This window comes from Sulfurimonas sp., from assembly GCF_028714975.1.
Lineage (GTDB): Bacteria > Campylobacterota > Campylobacteria > Campylobacterales > Sulfurimonadaceae > Sulfurimonas.
The window spans coordinates 1-14,567 of sequence record NZ_JAQTLH010000009.1; the positions used below are offsets into that span (position 1 = coordinate 1).

A 14,567-nucleotide genomic window follows, 5' to 3' on the forward strand; every position below is an offset into this window, starting at 1 on the left:
TCTACTATGCAAAATTTGATATGGCAAAGTATAACGGTTACACATACGATAATGCAAGCGAGAGCGGTTTTGACATTATCTACAATCCAAGCATAGTTAAAAACTTACAGCTTCGTCTTCGTGCAAATTATGCAAACGACTTCAATGTAAATGCAGCAGGTGCAACAACAGGTTGGGATGAATATAGATTTATCGCTAACTATAATTTTTAAGGGAAAAAAAGATGAACAAAGAACTTGTTGAAAAAATAAAGTCAAATCCAGACTACCAAAAGCTTATCTCTACGAGAAACAGCTTTGCCGTAAAGCTCTCTATTATGATGCTTACGGTCTACTTTCTATTTATACTATTGATTGCGTTTAACCCCTCTTTTTTGGGAACACCTCTCTCTAACGGTTCTGTTACGACTATCGGGATTCCGGTGGGCATGGGCATCATCATTTTTGCAATCGTGCTTACGGGAATCTACACAAAAAGAGCAAACGGCGAATTTGATGATCTATCAAATAGCGTCAAAAACTCAATTAAGGAACATTAATGCATAGAATACTCACCTTTTTAATCCTTGCAACAGGAGCAATTTTTGCAGCCGATGCACTCTCGGGTCAAGTTGAAAAACAGCCGCTTAATATGTCTGCTATCGTAATGTTTTTAATCTTTGTCGGAGCAACTCTGGGTATTACTTACTGGGCTGCAAAAAAGACTAAAAGTGCAAAAGATTTTTACACTGCAGGCGGAGGAATTACAGGTTTTCAAAACGGTATGGCAATTGCGGGCGATTATATGTCGGCTGCTTCATTTTTAGGGATCTCCGGTCTTGTTTATATGAAAGGTTACGACGGTCTGATTTACTCTATCGGATTTTTAGTAGGCTGGCCGGTAATTCTTTTTTTAATTGCAGAGCCTCTTAGAAACTTAGGTAAATATACTTTTGCCGATGTTGCTTCGTACAGACTTAAACAAACACCTATCCGTACTTTAGCTGCTTCAGGTTCTATTGCAACAGTTATTTTGTATCTAATTGCACAAATGGTCGGTTCAGGAAAACTTATCCAACTTCTTTTTGGTCTCTCATATGAGATGGCGGTTGTATTAGTCGGTGTTCTTATGATTTTATATGTTGCGTTTGGCGGTATGCTTGCTACTACTTGGGTTCAAATCATTAAAGCATTTTTACTGCTTTCCGGTGCTTCATTTATGGCAATTGCCGTTATGGCACATTATGACTTTAGTTTCGGTTCACTTTTCCAACATGCAACAGAACTTAAAGGTGTACAAATTATGAGCCCGGGCGGACTTGTAAGTGATCCTATCTCAGCGATTTCGCTTGCGATTGCACTTATGTTCGGTACAGCTGGTCTTCCACATATTTTGATGAGATTTTTTACGGTTAATGATGCGAAAGAGGCTCGTAAATCAGTTTTCTATGCAACAGGATTTATAGGTTATTTCTATATCCTTACTTTTATCATCGGTTTTGGTGCTATCGTTATGGTATTTCAAAAACCTGAGTATTTGGATGCGGTTAAACATGCGGCAAGCGGCGGATATCCGATTTTAGGCGGAAGCAATATGGCTGCTATTCACTTAAGTCATGCAGTAGGCGGCGACTTCTTCTTAGGATTTATCTCGGCTGTTGCGTTTGCTACTATTTTAGCGGTTGTTTCGGGTCTTACGCTTGCAGGTGCTTCGGCAATCTCTCACGACCTTTATGCTTCAGTATTTAGAAAAGGCAGAGTAGATTCAATGACAGAGATGAGAGTTTCTAAAATGGCTACAATCGCTCTTGGTGTTATTGCTATTATCGTAGGTATTGCGTTTGAAAACCAAAACATCGCGTTTGTTGTAGGTCTTGCGTTTGCTATTGCGGCATCTGCGAACTTCCCAATTCTTGTACTTTCAATGTACTGGAGAAGACTAACAACTCGCGGTGCGGTTATAGGCGGTGCGTTAGGTCTTGGAAGTGCAGTATTGCTTGTGATTTTAAGCCCTGTTGTATGGGTAAGTATACTTGGAAACAAAGCGGCAATTTTTCCTTATGAATATCCGGCACTTTTCTCTGTAACACTTGCGTTTGTCGGTACATGGTTCTTCTCGATTACCGATAAATCAGAGAGTGCAAAAGAGGAACAAGAACTATTTGATGCTCAGTTTATCAGAGCACAAACAGGTATCGGTGCAGAGGGTGCAGCTAGTCACTAACCGTTTTGCAAATTGTGAGACATAGCTCCCAATCTCAAAAAGCTTGCTTTTTGTAGCTTTAGGGGATGCAAGGGACAATGTGTCCCTGCCACTAAAACGGACGAGTTCGTTTTAGTGCTTAACATCAGATAAAAAGGATATTTTTTGTGAGCATACAAGATCAAAGAAAACTTATTGAGTCTATTCATCCGTTTGAGCTTCTAAGTTCAACAACCATGGATAATCTGATGAGCAAAATTGACATTGCTTACTATCCAAACAGCACTCTTCTTATCTCGCCTACAATCTCCTCAATCGCTTTTTACATTATCATCAAAGGTTCGGTTACAGAGTATATAGATGATGAGATTCATAATGTCTACGGTGCAGGAGATAGTTTTGACGCGGATGCAATCATTTATGGAAAAACAAAAGCCAAATTCATTGTTGATGAAGATCTTATCTGTTATGAGATAAAAAAAGATGATTTTTTAGATTTGATGCAAGACAAAAAAGTACAGGGCTACTTTTTACAAGATTTTATAACCCGCCATCAGCAGCTAAAAGAGTATGACCAGCAGAGTGATTTATCTCCGTTTCTTATCTCAAAAGTCTCGGATATATTTCTGCATACGGCTTGCGTGGTAAATGCTGATGATAGTATATATGAAGCACTAAAACAACAACAAAAGTTAAGAGCAAAAGTCATTATAGTAAAAGATTCTGATGGGTACTCGATTGTAACGGATACAAACCTAAGAGAGAGAGTTCTTCTAGGAGATAACGATACAAGTAAAAAAATCTCGACAATTGCATCAAAAAATCTTATAACTATAGATATAAACGACTTTTTATTTAATGCACTTCTGCTTATGACGCACAATGCGATAAAGAGAGTCGTAGTGCTTGAAAATGAAAAAATCGTAGGCGTGTTGGAGCAGCTAGATCTGCTTAGTTACTTTGCCAGCCATTCGCATCTTGTTGCCGTTCAGATAGATAAAGCCTCAAATTTTGATGATTTAAAAGCTATTGAAAAGGATTTTAGAAACCTTATAGTCACACTTCGTGCAAAAGGCGTTAAGGTAAGATATATCACAAAGCTTATCGCAACTCTTAATTACAAAGTGTATAAAAAAGTTTTTGAGATGTGCGTTTGCGAAGAGCTAAGAGACAAATGTGCTCTTATAGTTATGGGTAGTGAAGGCAGAGAGGAACAGACGCTAAGAAGCGATCAGGATAACGCTCTTATCATTAAAAACGGCGTAGATGTGGAGCTTTTTGTCAAGCCTATGATGCAGTTAAACTCATATTTGCTAGAACTTGGATTTCCAAAGTGCAACGGCGGCGTAATGGTCAGCAACGAGTTTTGGCGCAGGAATTCAAGCTCGTACAAAGAACTCATAGAGAAGTGGACATACGATATGAGCGATGAGAGTGTTCAAAATCTAAGTATTTTTTTAGATGCAAAGTGTGTTGCCGGAGATTGTACGCTTCTTGATGAACTGACGACATATCTTCATAGCAGTTTTCACTCAAGAGACGATGTTTTGGCTCATATTGCAAAAGCGGTACTTAACTTTGAAACGCCACTCTCTCTATTTTCAGGTTTTGTACTTGAGAAAGAGTATAACAACAGACTCGACTTAAAAAAAGGAGGGATTTTCGCTCTCGTTCACGGGGTAAGAACACTCTCAATCCAGTATGAGATAAAAGCGACAAACACCATAGAGAGAATCAAAGAGTTAAACAATCTTGGAGTAATAGATAAAACATTTGCTACCGAACTCATAGAGAGTTTTGACACGCTTAGCTCCATAAGACTAAAAGCGATGTTAGAAGCAAAAACTATAGACGAAGCAAACTACATTAACCCTAGAAATTTAGAGAAAAACCAAAGAGATTTGCTAAAAGACAGTTTTAAAATCATAAATAAATTTAAAAAATTTATGAGTTTTCACTTTCATCTAAATATGGTAGTTTAGCGATGTTTGATTTTATATCCAAGTTCAAAACCAACTCAAATCGCAAAAAGCTAAAAGATAAAAATTTTGAGTTTTTGTTTGAGAAAGATTTGAGCGGCGAGTATGTAGTTTTTGATACGGAGACCACGGGACTAAATCCAAAAGAGGATGAGATACTCTCCATCGGAGCCGTAAAGATAAAAGATAACAAAATCTTAACATCTCAAACTTTTGAAGTTTTTTTACAAAATTCAAAAGAGATAAGTTCAAAAAGCATTAAGATTCACGGGATTCGTCCGTTTGATTTGAAAAACGCAAAAACAACAAAGGAGGGCATTGTAGAGTTTTTAAATTTTGTGGGTTCAAGACCACTTATAGGGTATTATTTGGAGTTTGATGTGAGTATGATAAACAAATACACAAAACCGCTCCTTGGAATAACACTCCCTAACAGAATGATTGAAGTTTCAGAAATATACTTTGATAAAACCATTTCACTAATTCCACAAGGAAATATTGATTTACGGTTTGATACAATCTTAAAAAACTGCGGTATTCCCAACATGGGAGTACACAATGCCGTAAATGATGCAATCATGACGGCTATGATATACCTAAATCTTACTTTTTCAAAGAAAAAGTGAGTGTCTGCCTCGCAAGAGGCAAGCTTTAGTGCCTTAGCGGCTAGCGTAGATGGCGGAATTACTTCCGACATCGTTTTAAAATTAAATAAGAACAAGGAAAGAAATAATGCAAAGAGAAGTTTTTAAACCAAATAGAGAGTTTAGCAAAAATGCTAGAATAAAAAATATGTGTGAGTATCAAGAATTGCAAGAGTTTGCAATGAGAGATTATGAAGGTTTTTGGGGAAGTTACGCAAAAGAGAAATTAGAGTGGATGGAGCCGTTTCATACTGTTTTGGATGAGAGCAACGCACCGTTTGTGAAGTGGTTTGATGGCGGAAAATTAAATGTCTCAGTTCAGTGTATCGACCGTCACTTAAATAACCGTAAAAACAAAGCTGCGATTATTTTTGAGGGCGACAGAGGCGACAAGCAAATCATCACATACTTAGAGCTTTACTACAATGTAAACAAGTTTGCAAACCTGCTCAAAAATGAGTTTGGCGTACAAAAGGGTGATAGAGTCGTTATATATATGCCGATGATTCCAGAAGCTGCTTATGCAATGCTTGCTTGTGCTAGAATCGGTGCAATTCACTCTATCGTATTTGGCGGATTCTCAGCTGAAGCACTAAAAGACAGAATCATAGATGCAGAGGCAAAAGTGGTTATTACGGCGGATGGTGCTTACAGAAAAGATAAACCGTATATGCTTAAACCTGTTGTTGACGAAGCATTAAAAGGCGATACTCCTGTAAAAAAAGTTTTAGTTGTTGAGAGAAACGGCGAAGATGTGACATGGACTGCAGGAAGAGACTACTCTTATAACGAACTTATCAAGCATCAAGGCGTTATTTGTGAACCGGAAGTTATGGATGCGGAAGACCCTCTTTTCTTGCTCTACACTTCAGGAAGTACAGGCAAACCTAAAGGCGTTCAACATAATCAAGCAGGATATATCCTTTGGGCGCAAATGACGATGGAGTGGGTTTTTGATGTAAAAGAGAACGATACTTACTGGTGTACTGCCGATGTAGGCTGGATTACAGGACACACTTACATAGTTTACGGACCGCTTGCAATGGGTGCAACAACTATTATGTTTGAGGGAGTTCCGACTTATCCTGATGCGGGAAGACCTTGGAAAATGGTTGAAGAGTATAAAATCAACCAGTTCTATACTGCTCCGACAGCTATCCGTGTTTTACACAAAATGGGTGAAGCAGAACCTGCAAAATATGACCTCTCTTCTCTAAAAGTTCTAGGAACGGTCGGAGAACCTATCGATCCTCCGGCATGGAAATGGTACTATGAAGCTATCGGCGGTGGCAAATGCGCAATAGTCGATACTTACTGGCAGACAGAGACAGGCGGACATATCGTATCGCCTCTTCCGGGAGCAACTCCGATCAAACCTGCATGCGCGACATTCCCTCTTCCTGGAATTATGGCTGAGATTTTAGATGAAAACGGCGTTAAAGCTGAAGTCGGCGAAAAAGGTCTTATGTGCGTAACTCGTCCTTGGCCGTCAATGATAAGAAACATCTGGGGAGATAAAGAGAGATTTGTAAAATCTTACTTCGGCGATGTAAAAAAAGATGGCAAACCTGTTTACTTTACGGGTGACGGCGCTATCTATGATGAAGAGGGCTACATCACAATTACGGGTAGAACTGATGATGTTATCAATGTTTCAGGTCATCGTATGGGTACGGCTGAAGTTGAAGCAGCCGTTAAAAAACATCCAAATGTAGCTGAAGTTGCAGTTGTAGGAAAACCTCATGAGATAAAAGGCGAAGGCATCTTTGCTTACATCGTTTTAAAATCGGACAACGGTGTAGCCGATGAAGTTGAAGAGGTAAAAGCTATCAACAAAGTTATCCAAAAAGAGATAGGAAATATCGCTCTTTGTGATGATGTAGTATTTGTTCCGGGACTACCGAAAACTCGCTCTGGTAAAATTATGAGAAGGATTCTTCGCTCAATCGCAAAAGGCGAAGCAATAACTCAAGATATATCAACTCTTGAAGACCCGAGTATAGTTGAAAAAATAGAGTCTATGGTAAAAAAATAGTTTAACCAAATCTGTATTATAAAAATTGTAACTTCTACCTCAATCGGGGAGAAGTTGCATACCGTAAATCTTCGATATAATTATCCCTCAAATACCGACTTAGGTAAAAGTTAATGAAAAATATTTTAAAACTTTTTGGCGCAATAGTTTTAGCTATCGGTGCATATTATGTATGGCATGAGAACTATAATTACGGATTTGAAGAGATAAGCAAAGATAAAGTTTATAAATCCGGCTTGATTAATCCTGATAAATTAGACAAATATTTAAAAGAGTATAAGATTAAAACGGTTATTGATTTACAAAATCCCAGCCTGCAAGATACTCTAAATTTAGATAAACAAGAAAATATAGACAAAGAAGAGAGTGCCGTAAAAAAATACAATCAAAAATACAATACAGCCGTAGTTCATATAAATATCCCATCAACTCAAACCCCGACAAAAGAGACATTAAACAAATTTTTTAAAGTTTTAGATAATAGCGATAACTATCCGATTCTGGTGCATTGCTACCATGGAGTAGGCAGAGCAGAAATATACAGCGCGATTTATAGAATAGAGTATGAAAAATGGAGCAATAGCGACGCTAGAGCGAAAACTAGATTTATAGTTCAAGGTTTTGGATACAAAAGCAGTTTTGCCAACGGAGAGAGCAAAGGCGACTTTTTGATGAACTATAAACCAAGAAGTGCAGGCAAAGAAGCGACTATAAATCAATTGAAATCGTAAAAATGCTATAATTCAATTACTAAAATATAAAGAGTTAAAATGCAGCTTTGTGTAGCCCTTGATTTACCTACAAAACAAGAAAATTTAGATTTAATCAACAAAATAAAAGAGTATCCTATCTGGCTAAAAGTCGGTCTTCGTTCATATATCCGCGACGGAGAAGAGTTTTTAAAAGATATAAAAAAGATAAATCCCGACTTTAAGATATTTTTGGACTTAAAACTTTATGACATACCAAACACGATGGCAGATGCCGCAGAGTCTATTATGGGACTCGGCGTTGATATGTTTAATGTTCACGCAAGTGCAGGAAAACGCGCTATGAAAGAGGTTATGGATAGACTTGGTTTATACGAAAACCGCCCTATCGTTTTAGCCGTAACCGCTCTTACATCATTTAGCGAAGATGAGTTTAGTGAGGTTTATGAGGATTCAATCTCACAAAAAGCCGACCAATTTGCAAAAGACGCGCACGAGAGCGGACTTGATGGTGTTGTCTGCTCGGCTTATGAGAGCAAGTCTATAAAAAACATAACCGATAAAGCTTTTATGACTCTGACTCCGGGGATTCGCCCATTTGGAGAAGATGCAGGAGATCAGCAAAGAGTAGCAGATGTTGCTTATGCAAAGAGCGCAGGCGTAGATTTTATAGTCGTCGGTCGCCCGATTTATAAATCCCAAAACCCATCAGAAGTAGTTAAGAAAATATTAGAGCAAATTTAAAAAACATAGAGCAGAGGCACTTTCTTAAGCTGTATATTATGTAGATATGATTATAATTGCACTCTTCAAACGGACGAGTGGGTGAGCGGCTGAAACCACATCCCTGCTAAGGATGCGTATGGGTAACTGTACCGAGGGTTCAAATCCCTCCTCGTCCACCACCAAGCCTTATTTTACGAACTTTCAAGCACTTTTTTAAAAACTGAAAAATCCCTTACATAGACATAGACTTATCAAAATCTTTATAATTTGATTCTATATGACTACATAAACATCATAAACCATTTGAGTATTTGCATGTCCTAAAAATTGAGCAAGTTGCACTTATTTTTAGAATTGGCGGAGCATATTTATAAAAAATTATTTATACGCACCTTCACGAGTGGTTATATGCACGACTAAGATAATAAGTTTATCTTCATACTTTTTGTATATAACTCTATATGAGCGAAGTTTTAAACGGTAAAGCAGCTCTTTTTGCCCTTGAAGCTTTTTAATTTTGCCTGAGTGCATAAGAGATTTTTCATAGTCGCTAGAGAAATTTCGTATAAAATCTTCCAAAGAATCAAGAATAAAAACCTGATTTTGTCTATCTATACTTTTTAAATCTTTTTTTGCAGATTGATTTAATTTAAGAATATACAAATCAGAGTCCTAGTTCTTTTCTAACTTCATCAAGCGTAAAAGTAGGTTCATTATCATTAAGTCTTTTCTCTGCCACTCTGATATCAAGATAATCAAAGTACATCTCAAGTGCAGAGACGATGATATGGCTTTTTTTCTCGTTTAATTCTTCAGCAAAATGGTTTATTTCATCATTTAGAGAAGCAGGTAATGTTATGTTTAATCTAACAGTATTCATAGTTTTATCACTCCCATATTAAGTGCATAATTATACACCTTTAAAGATAAAAATCAAAAGAACACCCAATTACAATGTGGTTCGCGAAGATTTTATGATTTTTTAGATTGAAGCATGCATTCCCATCAAGCTGATGGGAATGAGAAAAAAGGTAAAAATTTTAGAAAGCGAACCAACTTACATCTATACTTGCAGGAACAGCAGGATATGTAACACTACCTTGTACATCACCGGTATTCCAAACATCATCGTCATATTTAAAATCCATAGTTTGAGCAACATTTGACGGTATATTGTTTATAAGAATATAGTTCCCATTTCTATCTCCTACCGTACCGTTTCTAAATGCATATATACCGCCATACGGGCTTCTTTTTGAAACAGTAGCCTCAGTGGTTAAGGCCGGATTACCCGCTACAAACCCTGCAGTAATCAAATCTCTCCACGCACAAATCTGCTCAGCCGCAGTCTCAATCAGACCATTCCCGTTTCCTGCCGCACAACCTGCCGTAACCGGACTCGGATTATCTCCAGGAAGTGCACCAAATCTATCCTGATAAGCATAAACTGCCGCAACTATACCGTCTACATCCGCTTTTACGCGCTTTTGTTTTGTACTATCTATCATAGCTTTGCCCTTAAGCACACCGCCAATCAACAAACCTATGATTACCAATACAATTGATAACTCTACAAGTGTAAAACCTTTTCTCATCTTAAGAATTCCTTCTATTTTTATTTACATTTAGTATATCGGAAATATACGAAAAAAAACAAGGTGTAAATTTTTTTTACATTTATGGATATTTCTAAAATAGACTGCCGCGACTTCTTCGAAGTCTCGCAGTGACGGGCAAAGTACTTTATCTATTGGTAGGAATAGTTATAACTATTTGCGGATGTTCGCTAACATTTTTACAAACAATCGTACCGTTTAGCAGTTTTACCGCACCTGCTGCTTGGTACATCCCTATGCCTATTCCGCCTTGTTTTGTAGTGTAAAACGGTTCGCAAACCTCTAACGGATTTTTAAACTCATAACCGTTATCGCTAAGTGTTATACATATCTTATCTTTTTGTTCTTCAATTATGACTTGACACGCTATATCGCTCTGCAGTAGTTTTTTATCGTAAATATTTCCAAGGATATTGTCCGCTATAGCCGTGATATGTTCTTTGTTTGTGTATATAACAGCATCGCCTTCAATGCTGCACTCAAGTAGATAAAAATTTGCATACTCCCTAAACACGGCGGCTAAAGAGACTTCTTCATAACTATCTTCTTTATTTTGGCTTGAGCCTATCTTTAATAGTGTTAGTATGTTACTCACTTTTTTATTTACCGGTTCCGTGTTGTTTTGCAGATAGTGTATAAAACGGGATTTCTCTTCATCCGTATGCAAAGTCGCTACATTGTACTGCATGGCCTGAAAAAATTGTAAAATATTTTTAAGGTCATGCATCATATATGTTTGAAGTTGCAGCAGTTTTGCAAAACTTTCATTGTTCGTATATATTTTTGAATGAATCTGGTTTATAACTTGAAGAGTTATAATGTGCAAAATAAGAGTGTTTAAAATCTTTCTTTCGCCTTTGTTGTTTTTTACATATATACCTAGATTGCCGCTTACCAAGTTATCTTGAAGTGTTGTTTCTACTAAAGAAACTTCTTTTAAAATGGTGTTTTCATACGATACGGTGCTGTTGGAGTATGAGAGTTTGTATGAAATATCTTCTATTCCTATGGGGCGGAGTTGCAGGGCAATCGAGTCTATATACTCTTTAGCATCCAAACTATTGTTTGTTTTAATCTTTGAGAGTATGGATAAAATCTTTAAAATATGTTTTAACTCAAAACTAAAGTAAAACACGACCCCTAAAATGGTTAGTCCCATGATGGTTAAAATCGGATAAATAACCTCAAGCATCTGCTCTCTCAATCCCGAATTTTTTTAAGAAATAGTAGCAATTCTCTCTACTTATGCCTAAAATCTTGGCGCTTTGGTAGATATTGAAATCAGTTTTTTTTAAAACTGCCAAAAGCAACTGTTTTTGCGCTTCATCCGAAATGTTTTTTAAACCGTCCGCAAAATTGGCTTTAAATGAGAGTTTAACACCGCTCTCATCCCTATTTGCTTCATTATCTATAAAAAAAGAAGCTCTTTTTAGTGAAGCTGAGAGAGTCGGAATATTTACGGGTTTTAGGAGATAATCAAAAACTCCCAAATCAATAAGCTCTTTTGCATACTCTCTGCTCTCCTGCCCTGTTAAAACTATTATTTTAGTATGATGCAAGAGAAGAAATTTTGAGATTATCAACCTACCCTCATGATAACTGTTTTCATAAGGGGGCAATCCAAGATCTACAAGAGCGATGTCGAATCTTACCTTATCCATGATATCAAACGCTTCTTTAGCGTTTGACGCTTCATGTATCACATACTCTTTTTCAAATGTAAAACAGAATTGTTTTCTTAAAGCAATATCGTCATCAACTAAAAGCAATTTCTTCACTCTACTTTATCCCGCTTACAAGATCATACATAGGTCCCATTAATCCTACCATAACAAGAGCCATAAAACTTCCTACCACTATAAGAACAACCGGCTCGATAATTTTTCCGATATTTTCCGCATAGTTGTCTACTCTTTCATAATAATATTCCGAGATTATGTTAAGTTGATTTTCAAGGGTTCCCGAAGACTCTCCTACGCCCAACATTCTTATCATAAAAGTTGTAAACATTTTCGTTTTTAAAAATGCCGCGGAGAGCTGAGAACCTCTTGATATATCGTGTGTGGCACTGCTTATTGCTTTTTTAAAAAGCTCGTTACCGATATTTTTACCAAGTGTATCCAGTGCGCCGTATATAGGGATGCCCGATACTACCGCCAGTTTCAGGTACTCGGATATAAACGCAATGTTAAAACTAGATATCACCTCTTTTATAACCGGAATTTTTAAAAGCAGCTTATCCGTATACCAACGAACCCGCTCATATTTTTTATGGGCTATCTTAAAGAGTATAAAAAATATAATAATGCCTAAAAACATATATCCTATATAATTCGCCAAAAAATCAGATAAGCCCATCATAAAAAGCGTCATAGCCGGAAGCTCTACATCCATCTCTTTAAACAAGCTTGTCATTTGAGGAAGCACATATATCATCCACACCAGCATCGCTCCAACAACGGCAAATAGCGCGAAAGATGGATATATTAGTGCCGACTTTGCCTTTTTCTTTAGAGCAACCGTGCGGCGTAAAAAAGAGGCTCCTCTTTTTAGTGTTAGCTCAAGCTGTCCCGTATCTTCACCGATTTGGACAAGATTTATAATCATAGTTCCCATAACATCTTTATAAGGCTCAAATGCCATTGATAGGGATTTTCCGTTGTTTATGTCACTGGCGATACCATAAAGCATATCTTTAAATCTTTTGTTATCCGTATCGTCGGCTAAATCCATAATACCTTGATAAAGCGGAAGACCCGATTTTATAACCAAATGCAAATTATCTATCATCTCTATAATCTCATCCGGAGATACTTTTTTACCGGCTTTTGGAACCAACGGTGATAAAAATTGAGGAATCGGAGTTATTTTTAGTGTTATTACTTTATCTTTTTGCAGTTTTTTTACTAAATCCTCATAACTTTTGGACTCAATAAAATTTACATTTTTTCTGCCGTCTAAAGATATAGTCGTAACCATAAAGTACATCAGTTAACAACCCTATGTATCTCTTCTATGGTAGTAATACCCAAAATCGCTTTGATATAACCGTCATCTTTCATGGTATGCATACCTTTTTCTTGCGCGACTCTAAGCATCTCTTGCGTAGTTGAACCTGCAGTTATCATCATCTCTATATCTTTATCGATTTCAAGTATCTCGACTATTGCCTGTCTGCCGCTATATCCCGTTCCTCTGCAATGCTCGCAACCAACAGCATCATAAAATGAATGGGTTGCATAAAAATCCAAAATCTCCGCCGAAATGCCAGACGCTATAAGTTCTTCACGGCTCTTTTCTACCGGCACTTTACAGTTTTGACACAACTTTCTTATAAGTCTTTGGGCAATAACCGCTAAAAGTCCCGAACCTATAAGATATGGCGGAATTTTTAAGTCATTTAGCCTCGGAATGGTTCCTATGGCATCGTTTGTATGTAGCGTTGATAAAACCAAGTGCCCCGTGATAGAGGCACGAACTGCAAGCTCTGCAGTTTCGGTATCTCTTATCTCACCTACGAGCATAACATCGGGATCTTGACGCATAAACGCACGGATGGCACTGCTGAAGTTATAGCCCGCTTTTTCGTTTAGCTGTGTCTGTTTGATAAAAGAAAATTTATACTCAATCGGGTCTTCAATGGTTAAAACATTTTTTTTGAGCGAGTTTACCCTGCGAAGAGCGGAATAGAGCGTAGTTGTCTTTCCGCTTCCTGTCGGTCCTACGATAAGGATAATACCGTAAGGTTTTGAGAAATACTTCTCTATCTTTGCGCTGTTTTTCTCGGTCAATCCTAAATGAGCCAAACTAAAAAGAGATGCATTTTTACCCAAAAGCCTCATTACAATATTTTCACCGTAGTTTGTCGGCAGCGACGACACCCTCAAATCAAAAGTCTCATTTAAAAACCCGTAGCTAAAAGAGCCGTCTTGAGGCTTTCTCTGTTCGGAGATATCTAAGTTGCTTAATATCTTTATGCGGGCTACCATCTGAGGATGTACTTTTATCGGAAGTGCGTAGTAGTGCTGCAAAACCCCATCAATGCGGTAAAAAATATGCGTAGCCGAACTCTCGGGGGAGATATGGATATCTGTTACACGATCTTTTATAGCGCTGTTTAAGATAAGGTCAACAAGTCTTGGAACATTTATCTCTGCATTTTCTAGCGCTTTTTTTACAATCTCGGCTATCTCAGCTTCTATAGGGTTGCTTAAGTGATAGTAAAATATCTCCGTATGTCTGGCAATGGACTTCTTATCGCCAACAACATACTTTATATCTCTTCTTGACATTTTTCTAAGGTAATCAAGCGTTGCTATGTCATTAATATCTTGCGTAGCAACAACCAAAGTAGTATCATCTACGCTTATGGGGAGTATGTTTCTTGCCTTTGCCACATTTTGCGGAATCAACAAAAGTGCTTCTGATGATGGCACGATTTGTTCTATGTTTATATACTCTAACTTACTCTGCTTTGCTATTGCCTCTGCAACCTCGGCAGATGTAACGAAGTCCAACTCTTGAAGAATCTCTCCAAAAAACTTAGGGCTTGCCTTTTGCGCAATAAGGGCAACTTTAATCTGCTCTTTATTTATATAACCTAACTCTTCGAGAAGCTGACCAATCGGTTTATTTTCTTGTGACATATTTTAGCCCCTTTTTAAAAAAATCATTTT

General features: G+C 37.4%; 14 protein-coding genes, 1 tRNA gene and 1 pseudogene. 9 read left to right on the forward strand and 7 right to left on the reverse strand.

From position 1 onward, the window contains the following. The 9 genes and pseudogenes from PHQ93_RS08450 to PHQ93_RS08490 all read left to right on the forward strand — a co-directional run. Positions 1-212: pseudogene (locus tag PHQ93_RS08450) on the forward strand (hypothetical protein); the annotation flags it as partial. An 11-nt stretch (positions 213-223) separates the two neighbouring features. Beyond that, positions 224-538 (forward strand): DUF485 domain-containing protein, encoded by a 315-nt coding sequence (locus tag PHQ93_RS08455; protein ID WP_299943091.1) that lies wholly within the window; start codon positions 224-226, stop codon positions 536-538. Continuing rightward, positions 538-2,202, forward strand: a complete 1,665-nt coding sequence (locus tag PHQ93_RS08460) for a cation acetate symporter (protein ID WP_299943093.1) — start codon at positions 538-540, stop codon at positions 2,200-2,202. Before PHQ93_RS08455 ends, PHQ93_RS08460 begins: the two co-directional genes overlap by 1 nt. Before the next feature lie 146 nt (positions 2,203-2,348). Next, positions 2,349-4,163 carry a putative nucleotidyltransferase substrate binding domain-containing protein gene (locus PHQ93_RS08465; RefSeq protein ID WP_299943095.1) on the forward strand — a complete coding sequence of 605 codons (1,815 nt, stop codon included), beginning with the start codon at positions 2,349-2,351 and terminating at the stop codon, positions 4,161-4,163. Positions 4,164-4,165: 2 nt separating this feature from the next. After that, positions 4,166-4,786 (forward strand): 3'-5' exonuclease, encoded by a 621-nt coding sequence (locus PHQ93_RS08470; RefSeq protein WP_299943097.1) that lies wholly within the window; start codon positions 4,166-4,168, stop codon positions 4,784-4,786. 106 nt (positions 4,787-4,892) lie between these two features. Further along, positions 4,893-6,839, forward strand: coding sequence for an acetate--CoA ligase (acs, locus tag PHQ93_RS08475; RefSeq protein ID WP_299943099.1), 1,947 nt, complete (start codon positions 4,893-4,895; stop codon positions 6,837-6,839). A gap of 113 nt (positions 6,840-6,952) precedes the next feature. Further along, the gene (locus PHQ93_RS08480) at positions 6,953-7,570 is read left to right on the forward strand and encodes a tyrosine-protein phosphatase (protein WP_299943101.1); all 618 of its coding nucleotides are present in this window, start codon (positions 6,953-6,955) and stop codon (positions 7,568-7,570) included. 39 nt (positions 7,571-7,609) lie between these two features. After that, positions 7,610-8,293 carry an orotidine-5'-phosphate decarboxylase gene (gene pyrF / locus PHQ93_RS08485; protein WP_299943103.1) on the forward strand — a complete coding sequence of 228 codons (684 nt, stop codon included), beginning with the start codon at positions 7,610-7,612 and terminating at the stop codon, positions 8,291-8,293. Between the two features lie 71 nt (positions 8,294-8,364). Continuing rightward, positions 8,365-8,454: transfer RNA gene (locus PHQ93_RS08490), tRNA-Ser, on the forward strand. 199 nt (positions 8,455-8,653) lie between these two features. Here the strand turns inward: PHQ93_RS08490 and PHQ93_RS08495 are convergent. The 7 genes from PHQ93_RS08495 to PHQ93_RS08525 form a co-directional block, all read right to left on the reverse strand. After that, entirely contained in the window at positions 8,654-8,938 is a 285-nt protein-coding gene (locus tag PHQ93_RS08495; RefSeq protein ID WP_299943105.1) for a type II toxin-antitoxin system RelE/ParE family toxin, read from the reverse strand. 1 nt (position 8,939) lies between these two features. Next, on the reverse strand, positions 8,940-9,155 hold the full coding sequence (locus tag PHQ93_RS08500; RefSeq protein ID WP_299943107.1) for a hypothetical protein: 216 nt from the start codon (positions 9,153-9,155) through the stop codon (positions 8,940-8,942). Positions 9,156-9,315: 160 nt separating this feature from the next. After that, positions 9,316-9,870, reverse strand: coding sequence for a type II secretion system protein (locus PHQ93_RS08505; RefSeq protein WP_299943109.1), 555 nt, complete (start codon positions 9,868-9,870; stop codon positions 9,316-9,318). A gap of 148 nt (positions 9,871-10,018) precedes the next feature. Next, a complete protein-coding gene (locus tag PHQ93_RS08510; RefSeq protein ID WP_299943111.1) occupies positions 10,019-11,083 on the reverse strand; it encodes an ATP-binding protein in 1,065 nt (354 codons plus the stop codon). Next, entirely contained in the window at positions 11,076-11,669 is a 594-nt protein-coding gene (locus tag PHQ93_RS08515) for a response regulator (protein ID WP_299943114.1), read from the reverse strand. Before PHQ93_RS08515 ends, PHQ93_RS08510 begins: the two co-directional genes overlap by 8 nt. Position 11,670: 1 nt before the next feature. After that, on the reverse strand, positions 11,671-12,879 hold the full coding sequence (locus PHQ93_RS08520) for a type II secretion system F family protein (protein ID WP_299943116.1): 1,209 nt from the start codon (positions 12,877-12,879) through the stop codon (positions 11,671-11,673). Then, a complete protein-coding gene (locus tag PHQ93_RS08525) occupies positions 12,879-14,537 on the reverse strand; it encodes a GspE/PulE family protein (RefSeq protein WP_299943118.1) in 1,659 nt (552 codons plus the stop codon). The genes PHQ93_RS08520 and PHQ93_RS08525 overlap by 1 nt, the downstream gene beginning before the upstream one ends. Between the last annotated feature and the right edge of the window lie 30 nt (positions 14,538-14,567).

Coding starts and splice junctions, on each gene's coding strand:
- PHQ93_RS08525 (WP_299943118.1), bottom strand. CDS start 14,537: ATGTCACAAGAAAATAAACCGATTGGTCAGCTTCTCGAAGAGTTAGGT.
- PHQ93_RS08510 (WP_299943111.1), bottom strand. CDS start 11,083: ATGCTTGAGGTTATTTATCCGATTTTAACCATCATGGGACTAACCATT.
- PHQ93_RS08455 (WP_299943091.1), top strand. CDS start 224: ATGAACAAAGAACTTGTTGAAAAAATAAAGTCAAATCCAGACTACCAA.
- PHQ93_RS08500 (WP_299943107.1), bottom strand. CDS start 9,155: ATGAATACTGTTAGATTAAACATAACATTACCTGCTTCTCTAAATGAT.
- PHQ93_RS08505 (WP_299943109.1), bottom strand. CDS start 9,870: ATGAGAAAAGGTTTTACACTTGTAGAGTTATCAATTGTATTGGTAATC.
- PHQ93_RS08470 (WP_299943097.1), top strand. CDS start 4,166: ATGTTTGATTTTATATCCAAGTTCAAAACCAACTCAAATCGCAAAAAG.
- acs (WP_299943099.1), top strand. CDS start 4,893: ATGCAAAGAGAAGTTTTTAAACCAAATAGAGAGTTTAGCAAAAATGCT.
- PHQ93_RS08480 (WP_299943101.1), top strand. CDS start 6,953: ATGAAAAATATTTTAAAACTTTTTGGCGCAATAGTTTTAGCTATCGGT.
- PHQ93_RS08460 (WP_299943093.1), top strand. CDS start 538: ATGCATAGAATACTCACCTTTTTAATCCTTGCAACAGGAGCAATTTTT.
- pyrF (WP_299943103.1), top strand. CDS start 7,610: ATGCAGCTTTGTGTAGCCCTTGATTTACCTACAAAACAAGAAAATTTA.
- PHQ93_RS08520 (WP_299943116.1), bottom strand. CDS start 12,879: ATGTACTTTATGGTTACGACTATATCTTTAGACGGCAGAAAAAATGTA.